Source organism: Phenylobacterium sp. (assembly GCF_030645195.1).
Lineage (GTDB): Bacteria > Pseudomonadota > Alphaproteobacteria > Caulobacterales > Caulobacteraceae > Phenylobacterium.
Genome location: NZ_JAUSLW010000012.1, coordinates 1 through 16644 on the forward strand (window position 1 = coordinate 1; position 16644 = coordinate 16644).

Here is a 16644-nt window from a genome sequence, read left to right on the forward strand (position 1 = left end):
CGCAACACCGTCAAGCTGGGCATCATGGACGAGGAGCGCCGCACCAGCGCCAACCTGGCCGCCTGCATCCACGCCGCCCGCGAGCGGATCGTGTTCATCAATACCGGCTTCCTCGATCGCACCGGCGACGAGATCCACACCGCCATGGAAGCCGGCCCCGTGGTCCGCAAGGACGCCATCAAGGCCGAGCCCTGGCTGCCGGCCTATGAGAGGCGCAATGTCGAGATCGGCCTGGCGACGGGCTTCCCCGGCAAGGCGCAGATCGGCAAGGGCATGTGGGCGGCTCCAGATCAAATGCAGGCCATGCTGGCTGCCAAGGTCGGCCACCCCAAGGCCGGCGCCAACACCGCCTGGGTGCCGTCGCCGACCGCCGCGGTGCTGCACGCCCTGCACTATCACGAGGTGGACGTGCCCGCCCTGCAGGCCACCATGAGCGCCGCCAAGTCGGCCACCGGCCTCGACGACCTGCTGACCCCGCCGCTCGCCCGCTCCAACTGGAACGCCGAGGACATCGCCCAGGAGCTGGACAACAACGCCCAGGGCATCCTCGGCTACGTCGTGCGCTGGATCGACCAGGGCGTTGGCTGCTCCAAGGTGCCCGACATCCACGACGTGGGCCTGATGGAGGACCGCGCCACCCTGCGGATCTCCAGCCAGCACATCGCCAACTGGCTGCACCACGGAGTCTGCACGGAAGCCCAGGTTCGCGAGACCTTCGCCCGCATGGCCAAGGTGGTGGACGGCCAGAACGCCGGCGACGCCCTCTATCAGCCGATGGCCGGCAATCCCGACAGCGTGGCCTACCAGGCGGCCCTGGAACTGGTCTTCGAGGGCCGCGCCCAGCCCAACGGCTATACCGAGCACATCCTCACCCGCCGCCGCCGCGAGCGTAAGGCCCAGCTCGCCGGAGGCTAGGCTAGGCTAGGCCGAGGGCGCGCTTCATGGCCTTGATGTTGCCGCGGCAGAACTTGGTGAGCGCCTCGGTGGCCTCGGCCAGCTTGTCGGGATCCTTGGGCGTGAACTTCACCCGCAGCTCCAGGGTGGAGGCGTCCGGGCCCGCCGGCTTCACCGAGACGGTGGAGAAGTAGGCGTCCATGTCGGGGCGGTCGAGGGTGTAGGTGTAGTGGTGCGGCCCCTCGTCGGTGAGCAGCTCTTTCACCGTGCGGCCGCCCGGCATGGTCAGGGTCCGCACCTTGCCCTGGGGCGTGACCTCGGTGCTCTCGGCCTCCACCACCGTGGCCCACTTGCGGATGCCGGAGAAATCCCCGACCACCTGCCAGACCGCCTCGGCGCTCATCGGCAGGTCTTCGCTGGCGTTGACGTCGTGCATGGCGTGATCCTTCAAGGTCGGGGCGGGGCCGCGCGGTCCCGGGTCGGCGCAGAGACTTTACCTCGGCCGGCGTTCCGTCAACGATCCACCCCTGCCGTCCCGCCCCCGGGAGGGTGAGACAGGCGCCACTCCGACATGTCCCCGCCCGCCCCGCTTCCTCAGACCGTCGACACCGTCATCATCGGCGGCGGCCAGTCGGGGCTGGCGGTGAGCTGGCATCTGGGCCGGCTGGCGCGCGAGCATGTGATCCTGGAGCGCGCGCGGGTGGCCGAGCGCTGGCGCAGCGAGCGCTGGGACAGCTTGGCCTTCCAGTTTCCCAACTGGCTGCTGCAACTGCCGGGCTTCTCCTACGCGGGGCCCGACCCGGAGGGGTTCGCCTCTCGCGAGGCGGTGGTGGCGTTCATCGAGGCCTATGCGGCGAGCTTCGACGCCCCCGTTCGGTGCGGGGTGTCGGTGGACGCCCTGGCCCAGGATCTGGAGGGCGGCTTCCGGCTGGAGACGTCGGATGGCGTGCTGTCGGCGGCCAATGTGGTGATCGCCACCGGCCCCTATCAGCGGCCGGCGATCCCGGCGGCCCTGGCCGAGGCGGTGGGCGAGGTGTTCCAGGTCCATGCGGCGGCCTATCGCAATCCGGCCGCCCTGACGGACGGCGCGGTGCTGGTGGTGGGGGCCGGCGCCTCGGGCGCCCAGATCGCCGAGGACCTGCTGCGGGCGGGCCGCCGGGTCTATCTGGCGGTGGGAACCCACCGGCGGGCGCCGCGCCGCTACCGGGGCCGGGACTTCGCCTTCTGGGAGTTCGCCATCGGGGCCTTCGACCAGGGCGTGGACCAGCGCGCGCCGGGGACCGTGCCGACGCTGCTGACCGGGATCGACGGCGGCCGGGACATGGACCTGCGCCAGCTTGGCCGCCAGGGCGTGACCCTGCTGGGACGGCTGACCGGCGGGGCCGAGGGCCGCCTGACCTTCGCCGACGACCTGGCGGCCAGCCTGGCCAAGGGCGAGGCGGAGTACGCCGCCTTCATCGCCGCCGCCGACGCCCATGCCCGGGCCGCGGGTCTGGACCTCCCCGAGGAGACGGTGACGCTACTGGGCGGCGACCTGCCGGCGCCCGTGCGGGAGCTCCGCCTGGCGGCGGCCGGCGTGGGGACGGTGATCTGGGCCACCGGTTATCGCTACGACTTCGGCTGGGTCGATCTGCCGATCTTCGCCGACCGTCGCACCCGGGCCTTGCCGGCCCACCGGCGCGGCGTGACCGCGGTCCCGGGCGCCTACTTCATCGGCCTGCCCTGGCTGTCGAAGCGCAAGTCGTCCCTGATGGCCGGCATGGGCGAGGACGCCGGCTTCGTGGCCGAGCACCTGGTGGGGCTAGATTCAAAAGATTAGAGCACGTCGGGCGGCGGAACCGGTATCCACTTCCGCCTGACGTGCTCCAGCCGGCGCGCCTCAGATGGCTCTCGAACGGCCTTCCCAGTACGGCGCGCGGACCTTGTTGCGCTGGATCTTGCCGGCCTCGGAGCGCGGCAGGGCCTCGACGAAATCGACGGCGCGCGGGACCTTGAACTTGGCGACCACCTGGGCGGCGTAGTCCAGGATCTCGCGCTTCAGCGCCTCGCTCGCCTCGAAGCCGGGCTTGAGCTGGATGACCGCCCGGACCTCCTCGCCCCACTCCTCGTGGGGCACGCCGACGGTGCAGCTGTCCTCCACCGCCGGGTGCTTGATCAGCTCGTTGTCGATCTCCTGGGGGTAGATGTTCACCCCGCCGGCGATGATGGTCTCGGCGCTCCGCCCGGTGAGGAAGAGCCAGTCGTCCTCGTCCAGGTAGCCGACATCGCCCATGGTGAAGTAGCCGTCCTTGCGGTTGGCCTCGGTCTTGGTGTCGTCCTTGTAGTAGCTGAAGCCGCCCTGGTCGCTCAGGCTCATATAGATGGCGCCTGGGACACCCGGCGGGCACTCCTGGCCGGCCTCGTCGAGGATCTTGGCGGCGTCCTTGTGCGGTCGCCGGCCCACCGTGCCCGGGCGCTTCAGCCAGTCTTCGGAGCCGACGGTGAACCCGACGCCGCCTTCCGAGCCGGCGTAGTATTCGAACAGCTTGGGTCCGATCCACTCGATCATGGCGCGCTTCACCTCGGGCGGGCAGGGCGCCGCGCCATGGGTGATGCGCTTGAGCGAGCTGAGGTCGTACCTGGCCCGCACCTCCTGCGGCAGGGCCAGCATCCGCTGGAACATGATGGGGACGAAGTGGCCGCGGGTGACCTTCTGGTCCTGGATGGTGCGCAGAACCTGCTCGGTGTCCCACTTCTCGATCAGCACCGTGGGCACGCCGTTGTTCAGCGCCCGGCGGATGTCTCCGGCCAGGGGGGAGGCGTGATAACCGGGGCCGGTGCAGATGTGCTTGTCCACCGCGCGGTCGTAGATGGCGTCATAGCCGCCGACGGCCTGGGCGTTGGGCTTGTAGACCCCCTTGGGCCGTCCGGTGGTGCCGGAGGAATAGAGCATGGTGGAGCCGCGCACCGGGTCGGCCAAGTCCTCGCCCGGGAAGTCGTGGATGGTCTCGTAGGGGAGGAAGCCCGGTAGATCGCCGCCGATGGAAACCTTCAGCCTCAGTTGCGGGCACTGAGCCGCGGCCTCGGCCGCGCCGGCCACGCGAGTGTCGGCGAACAGGGCCTTGGCCTCACAGTTGTCGATGACATAAGCCATCTCCTCGGGCTTCAGGTGCCAGTTCACCGGCGTCATCCGGAAGCCGCCGCGCAGGGAGGCGAACAGGACGTCGGCGAACTCCAGGCGGTTGGTGCAGAGCAGGGCGATGGCGTCCCCGGCCTGCACCCCATGGGCCCGCATCAGCCGCACCAGCCGGTTGGCGTTGGCGTTGAGGTCGCCAAAGGTCCGCGTGCGGCCGTCCAGCCCCTCATAGACCGCGATCCGGTCGGGCCATTCCCGGGCCCAGACGGCGGTGGCCATGCCGGTCTCGACGGCGGCGTCCACGCGGGCCTTCAGGTCCTCGCCACTCAGCGTGTCGGTCATGCCGTCTCTCCCCTGGATCGGTTCTTACTTCTCGGCCCAGAGGGGCGAAGAGGGCTTCATGGCGCGGATCATGAAGGTGACGCTGGCCACGTCCTTGCCGCTCTCAGGGTCGGCGATGTCGACGTCGTACCAGACGTTCTCCGTGCGCGGACTTTCGGTGATCTTGCGCATGGTGGTGCGGCCCACATAGTCGCGGTCGGCCAGCAGCGGGCCAGCCAGCTGCCGCACCTCCAGGGCGCCGAACAGGCCGACATAGGGCTGGATCGACTTGGCCAGGACGAAGGGCCGGCTCATATGCGCCAGGCGGATGATGTGGGCCGGCGACAGCACGCCCTTCTCGTCATAGATCGCCACCCGCTCGGTGATGCGGCCGAGCGAGGCGTCATAGCTCTCGCGGCTGACCTTCATCGGGATGTCGGCGGTGGTGTCGCCCACGCGGATGTCGGCATAGATGCGCAGGGCCTTGGGATCGGCCGGGGTCTGCTCGGCCATGCGGCGCGTGATCTCCGAGCCTGAGTCCGGCGCATGGGCCGAGGCGGTGCCGACGCAGACCTGCTGGCCGGCGCGGTTGAACATCTGCAGGCGCGCCCGCTGGGGGCCGGGGTGGACCACGGCCTGCACCTCCTCCTTGTCCACCGTCGCCTGGGCGAAGTGCAGGGAGATGTCGCCGGTCTCGAACCAGGCCTGGCCATAGAGGTCCAGCAGCATGGGCACGAACTGGTCCATGTGGACCGAGCCCGGCACCGTGCCGCCCTTGAAGCCCAGCTTGGAGGCCACCTCGTCGTTGTGGATCGAGCCCGGCGCGGCCTGGAAACCGTTGTGCGGCGCCCGGAAGGGGCCGGTGATCTGATCTTGGGTGGTCGCGTCGGTCATGGACGTGTTCCTTTGCGAAGGCGGCGTCAGAGCCCGCCCATCATCTCTTCGAAATTGGCGCGGTAGAAGGCGTCGCGGTCGGCCTCGCCGAGGTCTCCGAAGGTCCGCTCGAACCGGCCGATGGGGTCGTTGGTTCCCTCCGGGTGCGGGTAGTCGCTGGAGAACATGTAGAGGTCGGCGCCGCTGTCGCGGATCAGGTAGCCGACGTCCTCGCCGGGGAAGGGCGTGAACTTCACCTGCCGGCGGATGATCTCGGACGGCTTGGCCGAAAGGGCCTGCAGATAGGGGTCGGTGCGGCCGAAGGCGCGGGCGCCCATGTCCATCTGCCGCAGGAAGCCTGGCGCCCAGTAGGCGCCGTATTCGATCACGCCGCCCTTGAGCTCCGGCAGGCGGTCGAAGAGGCCGTCATAGACCAGGGCTCCGAGGAACATCTCGGCCGAGTGCGGCAGGGCCACATAGTCCTTGAAGCGCAGGTTCTCGCCACCGCCGTGCAGGTCCGGCGACTTGGCCTTGCCGTTGTTGACATATTCCTGCGGCAGGGTGCGCGAGCCCGCGCCGATGTGCAGGACGAAGGGGATCTTCTTGGCCGCCAGCAGCGACCAGAAGGGATCGAGGTCCGGATGGCCCGGCGACTTGTCGCCCGCCGCCGTCGACGGCACCCAGATCGCCTTGCAGCCGAGGCGGATGGCCTCCTGGGCCTCCTCGAGCGCGCGGGCAGGATTGTCCAGCGGGACATAGGCGACCCCCAGCAGGCGCGGGTCGGCGCAAAAGGCCGCCATGGCGCGGTTGGCGGCGCGGGCGCCGGCATAGAGGATCGCCTCGTCCTTGCTGGTCCGGAAGGGCCGCAGGGCGGAGGTGGGGAAGACCAGTTGGCTCGCGAAGCCCAGCTCCTCGATGGCCCGGACCCGCTCGGCGGGATCACAGGAGCCATAGGCCAGGCGCCCCTTGGGGCCGGCGATCAGGCCCTCGATCACCTTCTCCTTCGGCGCCTCCACGGGCGGCCGGGTCGAGGGCGGATCGCGGCGCAGCAGGCGGTCCTTCATCGCCCCCTCGGCGAAGGGCACGAGCCAGTCCGCCGGCTCCATGACGTGACTGTCGGCGTCGTGGAACACGCGTCCCGCAGCATAGGGCATGCCGGCTCCTCCCTGTCTTCTTATGCGCCAAGCATGGCGCCGGCGATACGGTCAGACAACCGCTTTAATGACATTCGCACTATCATCAGGGCGATAGGGTGCGTCCTGAACCGGGCGCCTCATCGGCCCCGGTGGCGCTAGACTGGGGCTCGACGGTCGAATCGGAACGGCGGACCCATGAACGATCACTCGACAGTTCGGCGGACGCGCGCTTGGCGGTGACCTCGAAGCGACCGCGAAGGGGACTCCGGCTGCCGCCGCAGCAACGACGGGACCTCCTGCTGGACGTCGCCGCCGAGCGGGTCCTGGAGCAGGGCGTCCTGCCGATCGGTGTCGAGGAGCTGGCCCAGGCGGCCAAGGTCAGCAAGGCGCTGGTCTATCGCTATTTCCCGCAGAGCCGCGACCTCTATAACGCCCTGCTGGAACGCGCCCTGGATCAGGTCGCCGGGGCCCTGGACGCCGCGGCCGAGGCGCCGGATCTGGCGTCGGCGGCGGGGGACGTGGCCGACGTCTACTATCGCCACGTGGCGCGGACCGGGCCGCTGATCCAGATCATCCTGCGGGATCGCTTCATGGCGGGGCATGTCTCGCGCCGCGCCGCCGCCGTCCGAGCCCGGGTGGCGCGGCGCCTGGCGCGCAAGGCGCGCGACGCCTTTGGCCTGGACCTGCGGGAGGCTATCGCCTGCGTCAGTATCGGCATGACCATGCCCGAGGAGTGCGGGCGTCTCGCCTTCCAGGGAGAGCTTGATCTTGAGCGCGGCGCCCTGCTCTGCCGCGAGCTGGTCCTAGGCGTCCTCGACGTCGCCGGCCGACGGGGCCTGGAAGCGGGCGGCTAGCCGCCGGTTGCCCGCCTCGACGATGTCGGCGGCCAGGATCTCCGCCAGCGGCAGGTCCAGCCGTCCGCGCGCCAGGATGCGGCCGGTGCGGAGCACCGCGCTGGTGAGCGCCGTCGTCGCCGCCCGTGAGACATCGGAGGGGACATGGTGGCTGTCACTGAAGCGGCTGGCGACCACATGGGTGTTGTCGGCCCGGATCGCGCGCTGCTCGCCGCGCAGGGCGCGCCGCACGCCGGGCGCGTTCTGCAGGGTCTGCAGCAGGACCCCCCGCTCGGCCACCTGGCGCAGATAGGTCACGGTGGAGAGGCGCAGGCGTTCGGCCGGCCGCTCGGCGGTGTTGATGCGGTGGGTTCGAGCCGCCCGGATGGCCTCCAGCTCCCGGCGGGCCAGGGCCGCCATCAGGTCATCGACGGTGGGGAAGAAGTGGTAGGCGCGCGGCGCGGTGAGCCCGGCGTCCCTGGCGACCCGCTTGATGGTCAGGGCGTGCAGGCCGTCCTGCACGATGATCCGCGCGGCGACCTCCAGCAGCTGCTGGCGGCGATCCTCCGACGACAGGCGCACGGGCGTTCGGCGTGCGATGGGTTGGCCCGGCGTGATGAGGATCTGTTCGCCCACGCCTGTGGGCGCCGGGGGCAGGTCGGGGGGCGACGCGGCGCGGCCGGCCCGGGCCTTCGCCCAGTGGCCCCGGGTCGGATAGGGGATCGCGGTCCGGTCGCAGAGTTTCGCCAGGCCGCTGGCGCTCAGGCCCAGGTCCGCCGCCACCGACGAGAGGGGCTCGCGCCACAGACGCTGGAAGAGCTGCGGGCGGGTAAGCTCAGTGGGCGTCGAGGGGCGCATGTTTCCAGACCAGGCCAACGGCCGCACCATAACCGCCGCGCCTGATCTTTCATAACGCCGCGAAGGCGTCTCGACACGCGCTGTTGCTGACGTTCGCACTAATTGATAGGTCGGAGGTCCGCCCCGCCGTCCGAAAGGCTCGATCCCATGCCGGCCACCCCCCCGCCCTTCGCCTCCTTGGAGACCTTCCGCGCCGAGGCGCGGGCCTGGCTGGACGCCAACTTCCCCAGGGCCCTGGCCGGAAAGCAGGCCCAGATGGAGGCGGCCGATCAGGGCGGACAGGACCTCGCCGATTGGAAGCGGGCCCTGTGCGGCAAGGGCTGGGGCACGCCCACCTGGCCCAGCGCCTATGGCGGCGGCGGCCTGACGCCGGCGCAGGCGCGGGTGCTGCGCGAGGAGATCCGGCGGGCGGGCGCCTGGAACCCCATCGGCTGGGGCATGGGGGTGCGCATGCTGGGCCCGACCCTGCTGGAATATGGCACGGAGGCGCAGAAGCAGCGGCACATCCCGCCGATCGTCCGCGGCGAGACCCGCTGGTGCCAGGGCTATTCCGAACCCAATGCCGGCTCTGATCTCGCCTCACTGCAGACCAAGGCCGAGGACTGTGGCGACCACTTCCTGGTCAATGGCCAGAAGCTGTGGACCAGTGGCGCCCAGTACGCCGACTGGTGCTTCTGCCTGGTCCGCACCGACCCCACCCGCAAACATGACGGGATATCCTTCCTGCTGATCGACATGCGCTCGCCAGGCGTGCGGGTGAATCCGATCCAGCTGATCTCCGGCCGCTCCCCCTTCTGCGAGACCTTCTTCACCGACGTGGAGGTCCCCACGGCCAACCTGGTGGGTCCCCTCAACGGCGGCTGGACCGTCGGCAAGCGCCTGCTGCAGTACGAGCGCCAGCGCAACGAGGACGCCCCAGCCCGCGCCACCGAGCAGCGCGCCATCGAGGTGGTGGCCGCCGAGCATCTGGGACGTGACGCCCAGGGGCGGATCGCCGATGTCGACTACCGCAGCCGGCTCACCCGGCATCTGATGGACCGCAAGGCCTTCAACCTGACCCTGCAGAGGTCCATCACCGAGGCCGGCGGCGGCGGCCCGAACGCGGCCACCTCGATCCTCAAGAACGTGTCCTCGCTGCTCGTCCAGGAGCGGTCCGAACTGCTGGTGGAGGCCATGGGCCAGGGTCTCGGCTGGGAGGGCGAGGTCTTCGAGCCGGCCGAACTCGCCTATGTCCGCGAGTGGCTCTCGGGCAAGGCCAACACCATCTTCGCCGGCTCCTACGAGATCCAGAACAACATCATCGCCAAGCGAATCCTCGGCCTGCCGGAACCGAAGTGAGCGCGATGACGTGCTCTAGGCCGGGAGGGTCAGCACCACCTTGACGCAGTCGCCATGGTGCTGCGCGTCGATGGCGGTGTTGATCTGGTCGAACGGGAAAGCCCGAACCAGCTTCTCCAAGGGAAGTCGTCCCTCCCGCCAAAGGTTGATCAGGTCCAGGATGAAGACATCAGGATCGCTGTCACCTTCGATAATGCCGCGCACCGTCTGACCGAAGGTCAGTAGGACGCCCAGGTCGCCGGGCATCGGCGTGCCCGGCGCCGGAATGCCCACGATGCCCAGCACGCCCTTCGGCGCCAGAACGCCCATGATGGCGGTGAGCGTGTCGCCGCGGCCGGTGGTGTCGAAGGCGTAGTCGACGCCTTGCGCGGCGATGGCCCGCACAGCCGCGGTCAGGTCCGGACTCGCCGCGGGATCAATCACATGGGTCGCGCCCAACTCCATCGCCAGGGCGCGACGCGCCGCATGCGGCTCGACGACGATAATGGTCCGGCATTCCCGGATCACGGCGCCCATCACCGCCGACAGGCCCACCGCTCCGCCGCCGGTGATCAGCAGCGATGACCCTTTCGAACAGGCCAGGGCGAGCATGACGCCGCCCGCGCCGGTTTGCACGCCGCAGCCCAGCGGCGCGGCGATCTCGAATGGAATGTCGTCGGGGAGCTTCAGCGTATTGCGCTCATAGGCGAGGCAGTAGGTGGCGAAGGACGACTGGCCGAAGAAGTTCGATGAGACAGCGGTCTCGCCCTGCCTCAGCGCCTTGGTTCCGTCTGGGCGCATGCCGATATAGTTCAGCGCCGGCATCGAATAGCAGTAGGCGGGGTCGCCGCTCATGCAGCGGTCGCACCGGCCGCAGGACCGGAAGGTGAGCGCCACGCGATCGCCCACGGCCACCTTGGTGACAGCCGCGCCCACCTTCTCCACGACCCCCGCGCCCTCATGGCCCAGGACGGCCGGCATGGAGAAAGGCATGGCCCCCGCTCGGGCCACGAGGTCGGTATGGCAGACCCCGACCGCCGCGATGCGAACGAGGATTTCGTCCGGCCTCGGATCGTCCAGCTCCACGGTCTCGAGCGTGAAGTCTTCGCCCGGCGCACGGGCGACGGCGGCGGTTACCTGCATGGACATGGATCCCTCATTCGTCCGTCTCGTGGCCTGGTTCACCGATCGAGCCCGACCGCGCCAGCAGGGGTTCCCAGGTATCACGGATCGAGCGGGCCGAAGAGACGGGTCACCGGGATCGGGTAGCTTCCGATAGGTCCCGCCCCTCCAGAACATTGTCAGCCCAGTCCTGGGCGATCGCGCAGTCGAGTTCGAGCGCGATCGCTGGCGTGGGCGTGTCGTCGCCTTCGAAATGCATGGAAGGCAGGTCGCCGACCACCACCAGCGGGTCGAGCGACGGATTGAGACCCCGCAAGAGCGCTGATTTCCCGGGTTTCAGGGAATTGGTCACCCGCAGAGACGACTTGCCCTGACGGTCTGGCGGTGGGCGCAGTCGGGGGTCGACCTATCTCTGCCGCACTCAAGGCCCCTCGCGTGGGCGCGAAGGGACGGGGCGGCCGTAAGGCCGCCCCGTCCGTCGTCATCAGGAGAAGACGAAGTCGCCGCTGCTCAGGCTCGACAGGTTCACGCCCTGCAGCGTGATGGAGTGGGCGGCGTCGAGCGCAATCACCACCGAGCTCCCGACCTGGGACGCGTGACTCAGCAGATCGCCGAAGCCGCCCACCAGGTTGTGGTCGATTTGGATGGTGTCGTTCTGCGCCTTGAAGTCGGTGATCGTATCGTTGCCGAAGCCGGCGCCGAAGATGAAGCGGTCCGGGCCATTCCCGCCGGTCAGCACGTCATTGCCGGTCCCGCCGTCGAGGGTGTCGGAGCCGTTCTCGCCGGAGAGCTGGTCGATGCCCGCCCCACCGTACAGCCGGTCACCGCCGTTGCCGCCACTGAGGTTGTCGGCCCCACCCGAGCCATTGACCGTATCGTCGCCGTTGCCGCCTTCGATACGCTCATCAGCCTCCGTGCCCGACAGGACATCGGACTTCACCGTGCCAATGATATTGGCCCCGTTGGCGACGCCGCCGACGGTTAGGTTGACCGTCGCGGTGCTGATCGCGCCCGCGGAGTCGGCCATCACATAGGTGAAGCTGTCAGAGGCCGTCTGACCCGCGGTCAACAGATCCTGGCTGTCGGCGTCGGCGGTGTAGACCACCTTGCCGTCGACGATGGCGACACTGGCGCCGCTGGTGGTGGCCGAAACGGAGACCAGGGTCTTCAAGTCGCCAGCGTCAACATCGGTGTCGTTGGCCAGAACGTCCAGGGTCAGCGACTGGTCCTCCGAAACCGAACCGGCGTCGGCCGCGGCGACCGGTCCGTCGTTCACGCCAGTGACCGTCATGGTCACCGAGGCCGTGCTCTCGGCGCCGACGGAATCGCGGACCGTGTAGCTGAAGGTGTCGGTGGCCGTGGCGCCGGCCTTCAGGCTTTGGAAGGCCGATCCCGTGGCGTAGCTCACGGCGCCGTCGGCGTTCGCCGTCACCGATCCCACCGCGCCGGTGGCGTCGATCGAGACCAGGGTCTTGGTGTCGCCAGCATCGACGTCGGTGTCGTTGGTCAGGACGTCCAGCGTCACCGCCGCCCCATCCTCGACCGCCGCGCCGCTGTCGGCCACGGCGACGACGCCGTCGTTCACGCCGGTGACCGTCATGGTGACGGTCGTGGCGCCGGTCAGGCCCGCGGTGTCCTTCATGGTGTAGCTGAAGGTGTCGGTGGCCGTGTCGCCGGCCTTCAGCGATTGGAAGTGAGCGCCGGCATCGTAGGTCACCGTGCCGTCGGCGTTGGCTGTCGCCGACCCCGTCGTGCCCGCGGTGTTGACCGAGACCAGGGTCTTGGTGTCGCCCGGGTTGGCGTCGGTGTCGTTGGCAAGCACGTTCAACGTCACCGCCCCGCCATCCTCGGTCGCCGCGAAGGCGTCAGCGACGGCGACGGGCGCCACGTTGCTGGGGGCGAAGGTGGCGTTGAGCGAGATATTGTCCAGACCAAAGGCGCCCGGACCGGTGAAGTTGGCGGGGATGACTTCGACGAAGGTCAGCGTGTAATCGCCCGCGCTGAGCGAATTCAGGGCCGCTCGGATGTCCAGGGTCACATGGGTGACAGGGTTCCAAGTCGAATCACTGAACGGCGCCGCAAAGTGATAGAAGTTGGCCACCGTGGTCCCGCCCTGGGTGAGCAGGACGTCAAAGGTGCGAACCGCGCCGCTATAGCTGGTGGTGGAAGCGTAATCGAACTTCAGGATCGCCGAGGACACCGTCTCATCGATGTGAATCGTCTGGCTCAGGGTGAATTTGCCCGGGCTGCCGTCGAAGCCATTGAATGCCGTATAGCCGTCTATCGGGGCGGCGCCGCCGCCGGCGACGCTACGCATGAACCAGGCCGGCGCGCCTGAATCGGAATAGGCGATCTGAGAATTGCCGCTCCCACCGAACGAGGCCTGATACGGGCTGGTTTGGTTGCTGCCCGCGGTCCAGCCCGCGAATGTGCCGGTGCTGAACCCGCCGTTGGTGATCAGTTCGCTCATAGTGAATTTGCCCCTTAGTAGATCAGCCCGCATGCGGGCTGTTACGCGAATACGTCGGGCAAGTGACTAGAGACAGCTCTCCGTTATTCAAAACGAAAATCCGCGTTACCTATGATTTACGCGTCTGGCGGGAATATTAGTTAATATTACAGAGGACCGCATCAGAAAAAGACACCCCTAATCCACCGGTAATCAACTTTATATTGGTGTCCACAACTTCGGATTGCCAGGGTCGACTCCTCGAGTCCCGCTGCCCCGACTGTCTGGCGGCCCGGGAGGGACTCGAACCCCCGACCTTCGCTTTAGGAAAGCGCTGCTCTATCCTGCTGAGCTACCGGGCCAGACGGTGGGTGATAGCGCACCGCCGGGCCGCGGTGAAAGGGGAGATGCGCATGGGGGCTCTACGCTATTTTCGGGTGCTCTATGTGCAGGTGCTCATCGGGATCGCCCTGGGCATCCTCGTGGGCTGGCTTTGGCCAGATGTCGGCGTGGCGCTCAAGCCGCTGGGCGACGGCTTCATCAAGCTGATCAAGATGGCCATAGCCCCGGTGATCTTCTGCACCATCGCCGCGGGCATGGCGCGGATGAGCGACCTCAAGGCCTTCGGCCGGCTGGGCGCCAAGACCCTGATCTATTTCGAGGTGGTCTCCACCTTCGCCCTCGTGATCGGCCTGGTGGTGGGCAGGCTGGTGCAGCCCGGCGTCGGGTTCAATGTCGACCCGGCCACCCTCGATCCCAAGATCGCCGCGGACTATCTGGAAAAGGCCCACCACAGCCCCAGCCTGCCCGAGTACCTGCTCAACCTGATCCCCGACACCTTCTTCGGCGCCTTCGCCGAGGGCCAGCTGCTGCAGGTTCTGGTGATCGCGGTTATCACCGGCCTGGCCTGCACGCGGATGGGCGCCTTGGGCGACAAGGTGGCAGGCGCCCTGGAGGAGATCTCCAAGGTCTTCTTCTCGATCATCCAGGTGGTGGTGCGGCTGGCGCCCATCGGCGCCTTCGGGGCCATGGGCTTCACCATCGGCAAGTACGGGATCGCGGCCCTGGTGAAGCTGGCGGCCCTGGTGGGGACCTTCTACCTCACCAGCCTGCTCTTCGTGCTGGTGGTGCTGGGGCTGATCGCCTGGCTCTCCGGCTTCTCGATCCTCAAGTTCCTGGCCTATATCCGCGAGGAACTGCTGATCGTCCTGGGCACCTCTTCCTCGGAGTCGGTGCTGCCGCAGATGATCGACAAGATGCAGCGCCTGGGAGCCGGCAAGACCACCGCGGGCCTGGTGATCCCGACGGGCTACAGCTTCAATCTCGACGGCACCAACATCTACATGACGCTCGCCACCCTGTTCCTGGCCCAGGCCACCAACACCCACATCACCCTGACCCAGGAGCTGACCCTGCTGGGGGTGGCCATGCTCACCTCCAAGGGCGCCAGCGGCGTCACCGGGGCGGGCTTCATCACCCTGGCCGCCACCCTGGCGGTGATCCCCGACATCCCCATCGCGGCCCTCGCCCTGCTGGTGGGGGTGGACCGGTTCATGAGCGAGTGCCGGGCCCTGACCAATCTGGTGGGCAATGGCGTGGCCACCCTGGTGGTCGCCCGCTGGGACGGCGACCTCGACCGGGAGGTCCTGGCTCGCGAGCTGGCCCGGGGGCCCCGCGCCATGACCATCGAACCCACCCCGGCGGCGGCCGACTAGAGCACGTCAGGCGGAAGTGGCGCCCCGGCGGCGGGTGGTCTCCCACGGCCGCCCGGTTAGCCCGGTGCGAGTGCGGGCTCCGGCGGCGCGGCGGCCAGCGGCGCGGCCCGGATCGGCAGCATGACGCCGACGCCGATCAAGGTGGCGTGCAACTGCCGGACATTGGCCGCGGTGCGGCCCAGGCTGGCGGCGATCCGCGTCGGATTGAACCGCGCCTCGGTGAAGATGAACCCGCCCGGCAGGGCGCGGCAGACGCCAAGTCCGATCAGCTTGTGCAGATGCCGGCGGGTGGTTTCGCGCGGCAAGCCGATCTCCCCGGCCAGGGCGACGGCGGTGATCGGCTGTCGCACGCTGTCGGGAATGGTGCGGATCGGGCCCACCAGTTCGGTGGCCGACTCCGCGAGCCTCCGGATATTGGCCCCCTCCAGGGCGCAGGCTGTCAGGCCCAGCATCAGGTCGCCCGCCGAGAGCGCCATCACGTTTTCCAGGAAGCGCAGGCAGAAGGTGTTGGTGGCCCGGCCGATGGCGCGGTGCAGCGGTTCGTCCAGGTCGGCGGACGCCGGCCGGTCGATGGAGACGACGCCGGCGCGCTGCAGCCTCAGGCAGAAATCGCGGGCCAGCTCGGTGTTGGCGATCACCGTGGCGATCACCCGCGGCTGGAGCATCGCCTCGGCGCGGATGATGACCCCGTCGGGGGTTTCCTCGATATAGCCCTCCGCCTTCAGGCCATTGAGCTTGCGCCGCAGGGTCTCGCGGGGAAGGCCGAGGGCGGCGGCGGCGGCATGGGCCGTGATCGGACGGCGCAGATCGTCCGGCGCCGGCTTCTGGAGGGTTCCCCAGGCCCGGGTCCCCTCGGGCCGCTGATCGAGATAGGCGGTGTTGGCCTGGGTGATGGTGGCGAAGATCATCGCCGTGGTGATGTCGCCGAAAAGGGCGGTCGATTGGCGGATCCAGCGCAGCACGTAGTCGGAGGAAAGTTGGCCCACCAAGCGTCGGTTCATGATGACCCTCCCGCGGGACCTCCCATGTTCGCCACCCGCCTCCAGGCGGGCCTTCGGTGATGAGCCTTGTGTCTTAAGTTGTCATTGGCAAACAACTTGGCGTGTTCGACATGAGTATATCGAACCGAAATGCTGTACAAGAGAAACGCCTCGCGCATGGTTATTTGGGTCTCCAGAGCGATCTCGGTGGCTAATACCCAATTTGAGGCGCGCAAACTCCGCAGTTTGAGATCGAGCTTACGCTCTTCGCCCAAATCAGCCCAGCGGCCGCGCCGGCCACTCCGAAGACCCTGGGGGGACCCCGGCGGAGATCGCCGATGTCCTGGCGCTGGGCTTCGAAGCCCAGCTGGCCCTACGAACCTCTAGTCCTCGCCGCCTTGCGCCGGACGCCGGCCTCGACGGCGCGGCGCCTCCCGTTCCAGGGCGACGGCGGCGAACAGCTCGCCCTCGGGGGTGAGCAGGGGGAACATATCGATGGCGCACCGGTAGGGTTCGCCGGACTTGCGATAATTCACCAGGGTCGTGCTGTGGCGCTGTCCGGCGCGCAGGGCCTTGGACAACCGCTTTCTGGCCGCCAGGCTGGTGGCGGGGCCCTGCAGAATCCGCGGGCTCGCCCCGATGAGCTCCTGGCTCGCATAGCCCGTCAGCCGCTCGAAGGCCGCGTTCACGTAGAGGATGTGCGGCCCCGAGGCCAGCAGCAGGCCGTCGGTCACCACAACCGCAAGTTCATTGTCGCCCGCCAGGGCGGAAATCAGTTGGATCAAGGGCATGGCGGCGGGGGGCTCGAAGGCCAGCGTCGCCGGCCGAAGGGGGAGCACTCGTCTACAGTGTGTCCCATCGGCGCGCAATTCGCCCTTCGTTAACCACCACCAGCTTGCAGCCGGGGCCCATGCCATCAGGGTTTCTGATTGGGGCCCGCGCGGGCGTCATGGGCCTTCGTCTCGCAATTAGAGTTCTGTTAGCGGTTCCGATGCGACGAAGTGACCTGCTGGTGGGTGTGGAAGGCGGAG

15 protein-coding genes and 1 tRNA gene are annotated in these 16644 nt (G+C 68.5%); 5 read left to right on the forward strand and 11 right to left on the reverse strand.

What is annotated here, in order from left to right:
- Positions 1–915, forward strand: a 915-nt coding sequence (locus Q7T09_RS00880; RefSeq protein WP_304697079.1) for a malate synthase G, incomplete at its 5' end; no start/stop codon positions are given.
- Position 916: 1 nt separating this feature from the next.
- On the opposite strand, the gene Q7T09_RS00885 is transcribed toward Q7T09_RS00880, so the two are convergent.
- Positions 917–1330 (reverse strand): SRPBCC family protein, encoded by a 414-nt coding sequence (locus tag Q7T09_RS00885; RefSeq protein ID WP_304697080.1) that lies wholly within the window; start codon positions 1328–1330, stop codon positions 917–919.
- Positions 1331–1465: 135 nt separating this feature from the next.
- Here Q7T09_RS00885 and Q7T09_RS00890 point away from each other — a divergent pair, with 135 nt between their 5' ends.
- Positions 1466–2713: an NAD(P)-binding domain-containing protein gene (locus Q7T09_RS00890; protein ID WP_304697081.1), complete on the forward strand. Its 1248-nt coding sequence runs from the start codon at positions 1466–1468 to the stop codon at positions 2711–2713.
- 60 nt (positions 2714–2773) lie between these two features.
- On the opposite strand, the gene Q7T09_RS00895 is transcribed toward Q7T09_RS00890, so the two are convergent.
- From Q7T09_RS00895 to Q7T09_RS00905, 3 genes are read right to left on the reverse strand one after another with little or no spacing between them, the layout of a single operon-like run.
- On the reverse strand, positions 2774–4351 hold the full coding sequence (locus Q7T09_RS00895; RefSeq protein ID WP_304697082.1) for an AMP-binding protein: 1578 nt from the start codon (positions 4349–4351) through the stop codon (positions 2774–2776).
- A 24-nt stretch (positions 4352–4375) separates the two neighbouring features.
- Complete coding sequence (locus tag Q7T09_RS00900) at positions 4376–5224, reverse strand: hypothetical protein (RefSeq protein WP_304697083.1); 849 nt, start codon at positions 5222–5224, stop codon at positions 4376–4378.
- A gap of 26 nt (positions 5225–5250) precedes the next feature.
- Positions 5251–6357 carry an amidohydrolase family protein gene (locus Q7T09_RS00905; RefSeq protein WP_304697084.1) on the reverse strand — a complete coding sequence of 369 codons (1107 nt, stop codon included), beginning with the start codon at positions 6355–6357 and terminating at the stop codon, positions 5251–5253.
- A 218-nt stretch (positions 6358–6575) separates the two neighbouring features.
- Here Q7T09_RS00905 and Q7T09_RS00910 point away from each other — a divergent pair, with 218 nt between their 5' ends.
- On the forward strand, positions 6576–7193 hold the full coding sequence (locus Q7T09_RS00910) for a TetR/AcrR family transcriptional regulator (RefSeq protein ID WP_304697111.1): 618 nt from the start codon (positions 6576–6578) through the stop codon (positions 7191–7193).
- Here Q7T09_RS00910 and Q7T09_RS00915 read toward each other — a convergent pair.
- Positions 7143–8030: a TetR/AcrR family transcriptional regulator gene (locus Q7T09_RS00915; RefSeq protein ID WP_304697085.1), complete on the reverse strand. Its 888-nt coding sequence runs from the start codon at positions 8028–8030 to the stop codon at positions 7143–7145. The two genes, Q7T09_RS00910 and Q7T09_RS00915, sit on opposite strands and share 51 nt — an antisense overlap.
- A 147-nt stretch (positions 8031–8177) precedes the next feature.
- Between Q7T09_RS00915 and Q7T09_RS00920 the strand changes: the two genes are divergently transcribed.
- Complete coding sequence (locus tag Q7T09_RS00920) at positions 8178–9368, forward strand: acyl-CoA dehydrogenase family protein (RefSeq protein ID WP_304697086.1); 1191 nt, start codon at positions 8178–8180, stop codon at positions 9366–9368.
- Positions 9369–9383: 15 nt separating this feature from the next.
- On the opposite strand, the gene Q7T09_RS00925 is transcribed toward Q7T09_RS00920, so the two are convergent.
- From Q7T09_RS00925 to Q7T09_RS00940, 4 genes are all read right to left on the reverse strand, one after another.
- Complete coding sequence (locus tag Q7T09_RS00925; RefSeq protein WP_304697087.1) at positions 9384–10496, reverse strand: NAD(P)-dependent alcohol dehydrogenase; 1113 nt, start codon at positions 10494–10496, stop codon at positions 9384–9386.
- A gap of 103 nt (positions 10497–10599) precedes the next feature.
- Positions 10600–10821, reverse strand: coding sequence for a hypothetical protein (locus Q7T09_RS00930; protein WP_304697088.1), 222 nt, complete (start codon positions 10819–10821; stop codon positions 10600–10602).
- Between the two features lie 132 nt (positions 10822–10953).
- On the reverse strand, positions 10954–12939 hold the full coding sequence (locus Q7T09_RS00935; protein ID WP_304697089.1) for a calcium-binding protein: 1986 nt from the start codon (positions 12937–12939) through the stop codon (positions 10954–10956).
- A 264-nt stretch (positions 12940–13203) separates the two neighbouring features.
- Positions 13204–13280 (reverse strand) — tRNA-Arg (locus tag Q7T09_RS00940).
- A gap of 51 nt (positions 13281–13331) precedes the next feature.
- Here Q7T09_RS00940 and Q7T09_RS00945 point away from each other — a divergent pair.
- Positions 13332–14633, forward strand: a complete 1302-nt coding sequence (locus Q7T09_RS00945) for a dicarboxylate/amino acid:cation symporter (protein WP_304697090.1) — start codon at positions 13332–13334, stop codon at positions 14631–14633.
- A gap of 56 nt (positions 14634–14689) precedes the next feature.
- Here the strand turns inward: Q7T09_RS00945 and Q7T09_RS00950 are convergent, their stop codons facing one another.
- Together Q7T09_RS00950 and Q7T09_RS00955 are read right to left on the reverse strand one after the other, a co-directional pair.
- Positions 14690–15634, reverse strand: a complete 945-nt coding sequence (locus tag Q7T09_RS00950; protein ID WP_304697091.1) for a hypothetical protein — start codon at positions 15632–15634, stop codon at positions 14690–14692.
- A 362-nt stretch (positions 15635–15996) separates the two neighbouring features.
- Positions 15997–16452 (reverse strand): PAS domain-containing protein, encoded by a 456-nt coding sequence (locus Q7T09_RS00955; protein WP_304697092.1) that lies wholly within the window; start codon positions 16450–16452, stop codon positions 15997–15999.
- Positions 16453–16644: the final 192 nt, after the last annotated feature.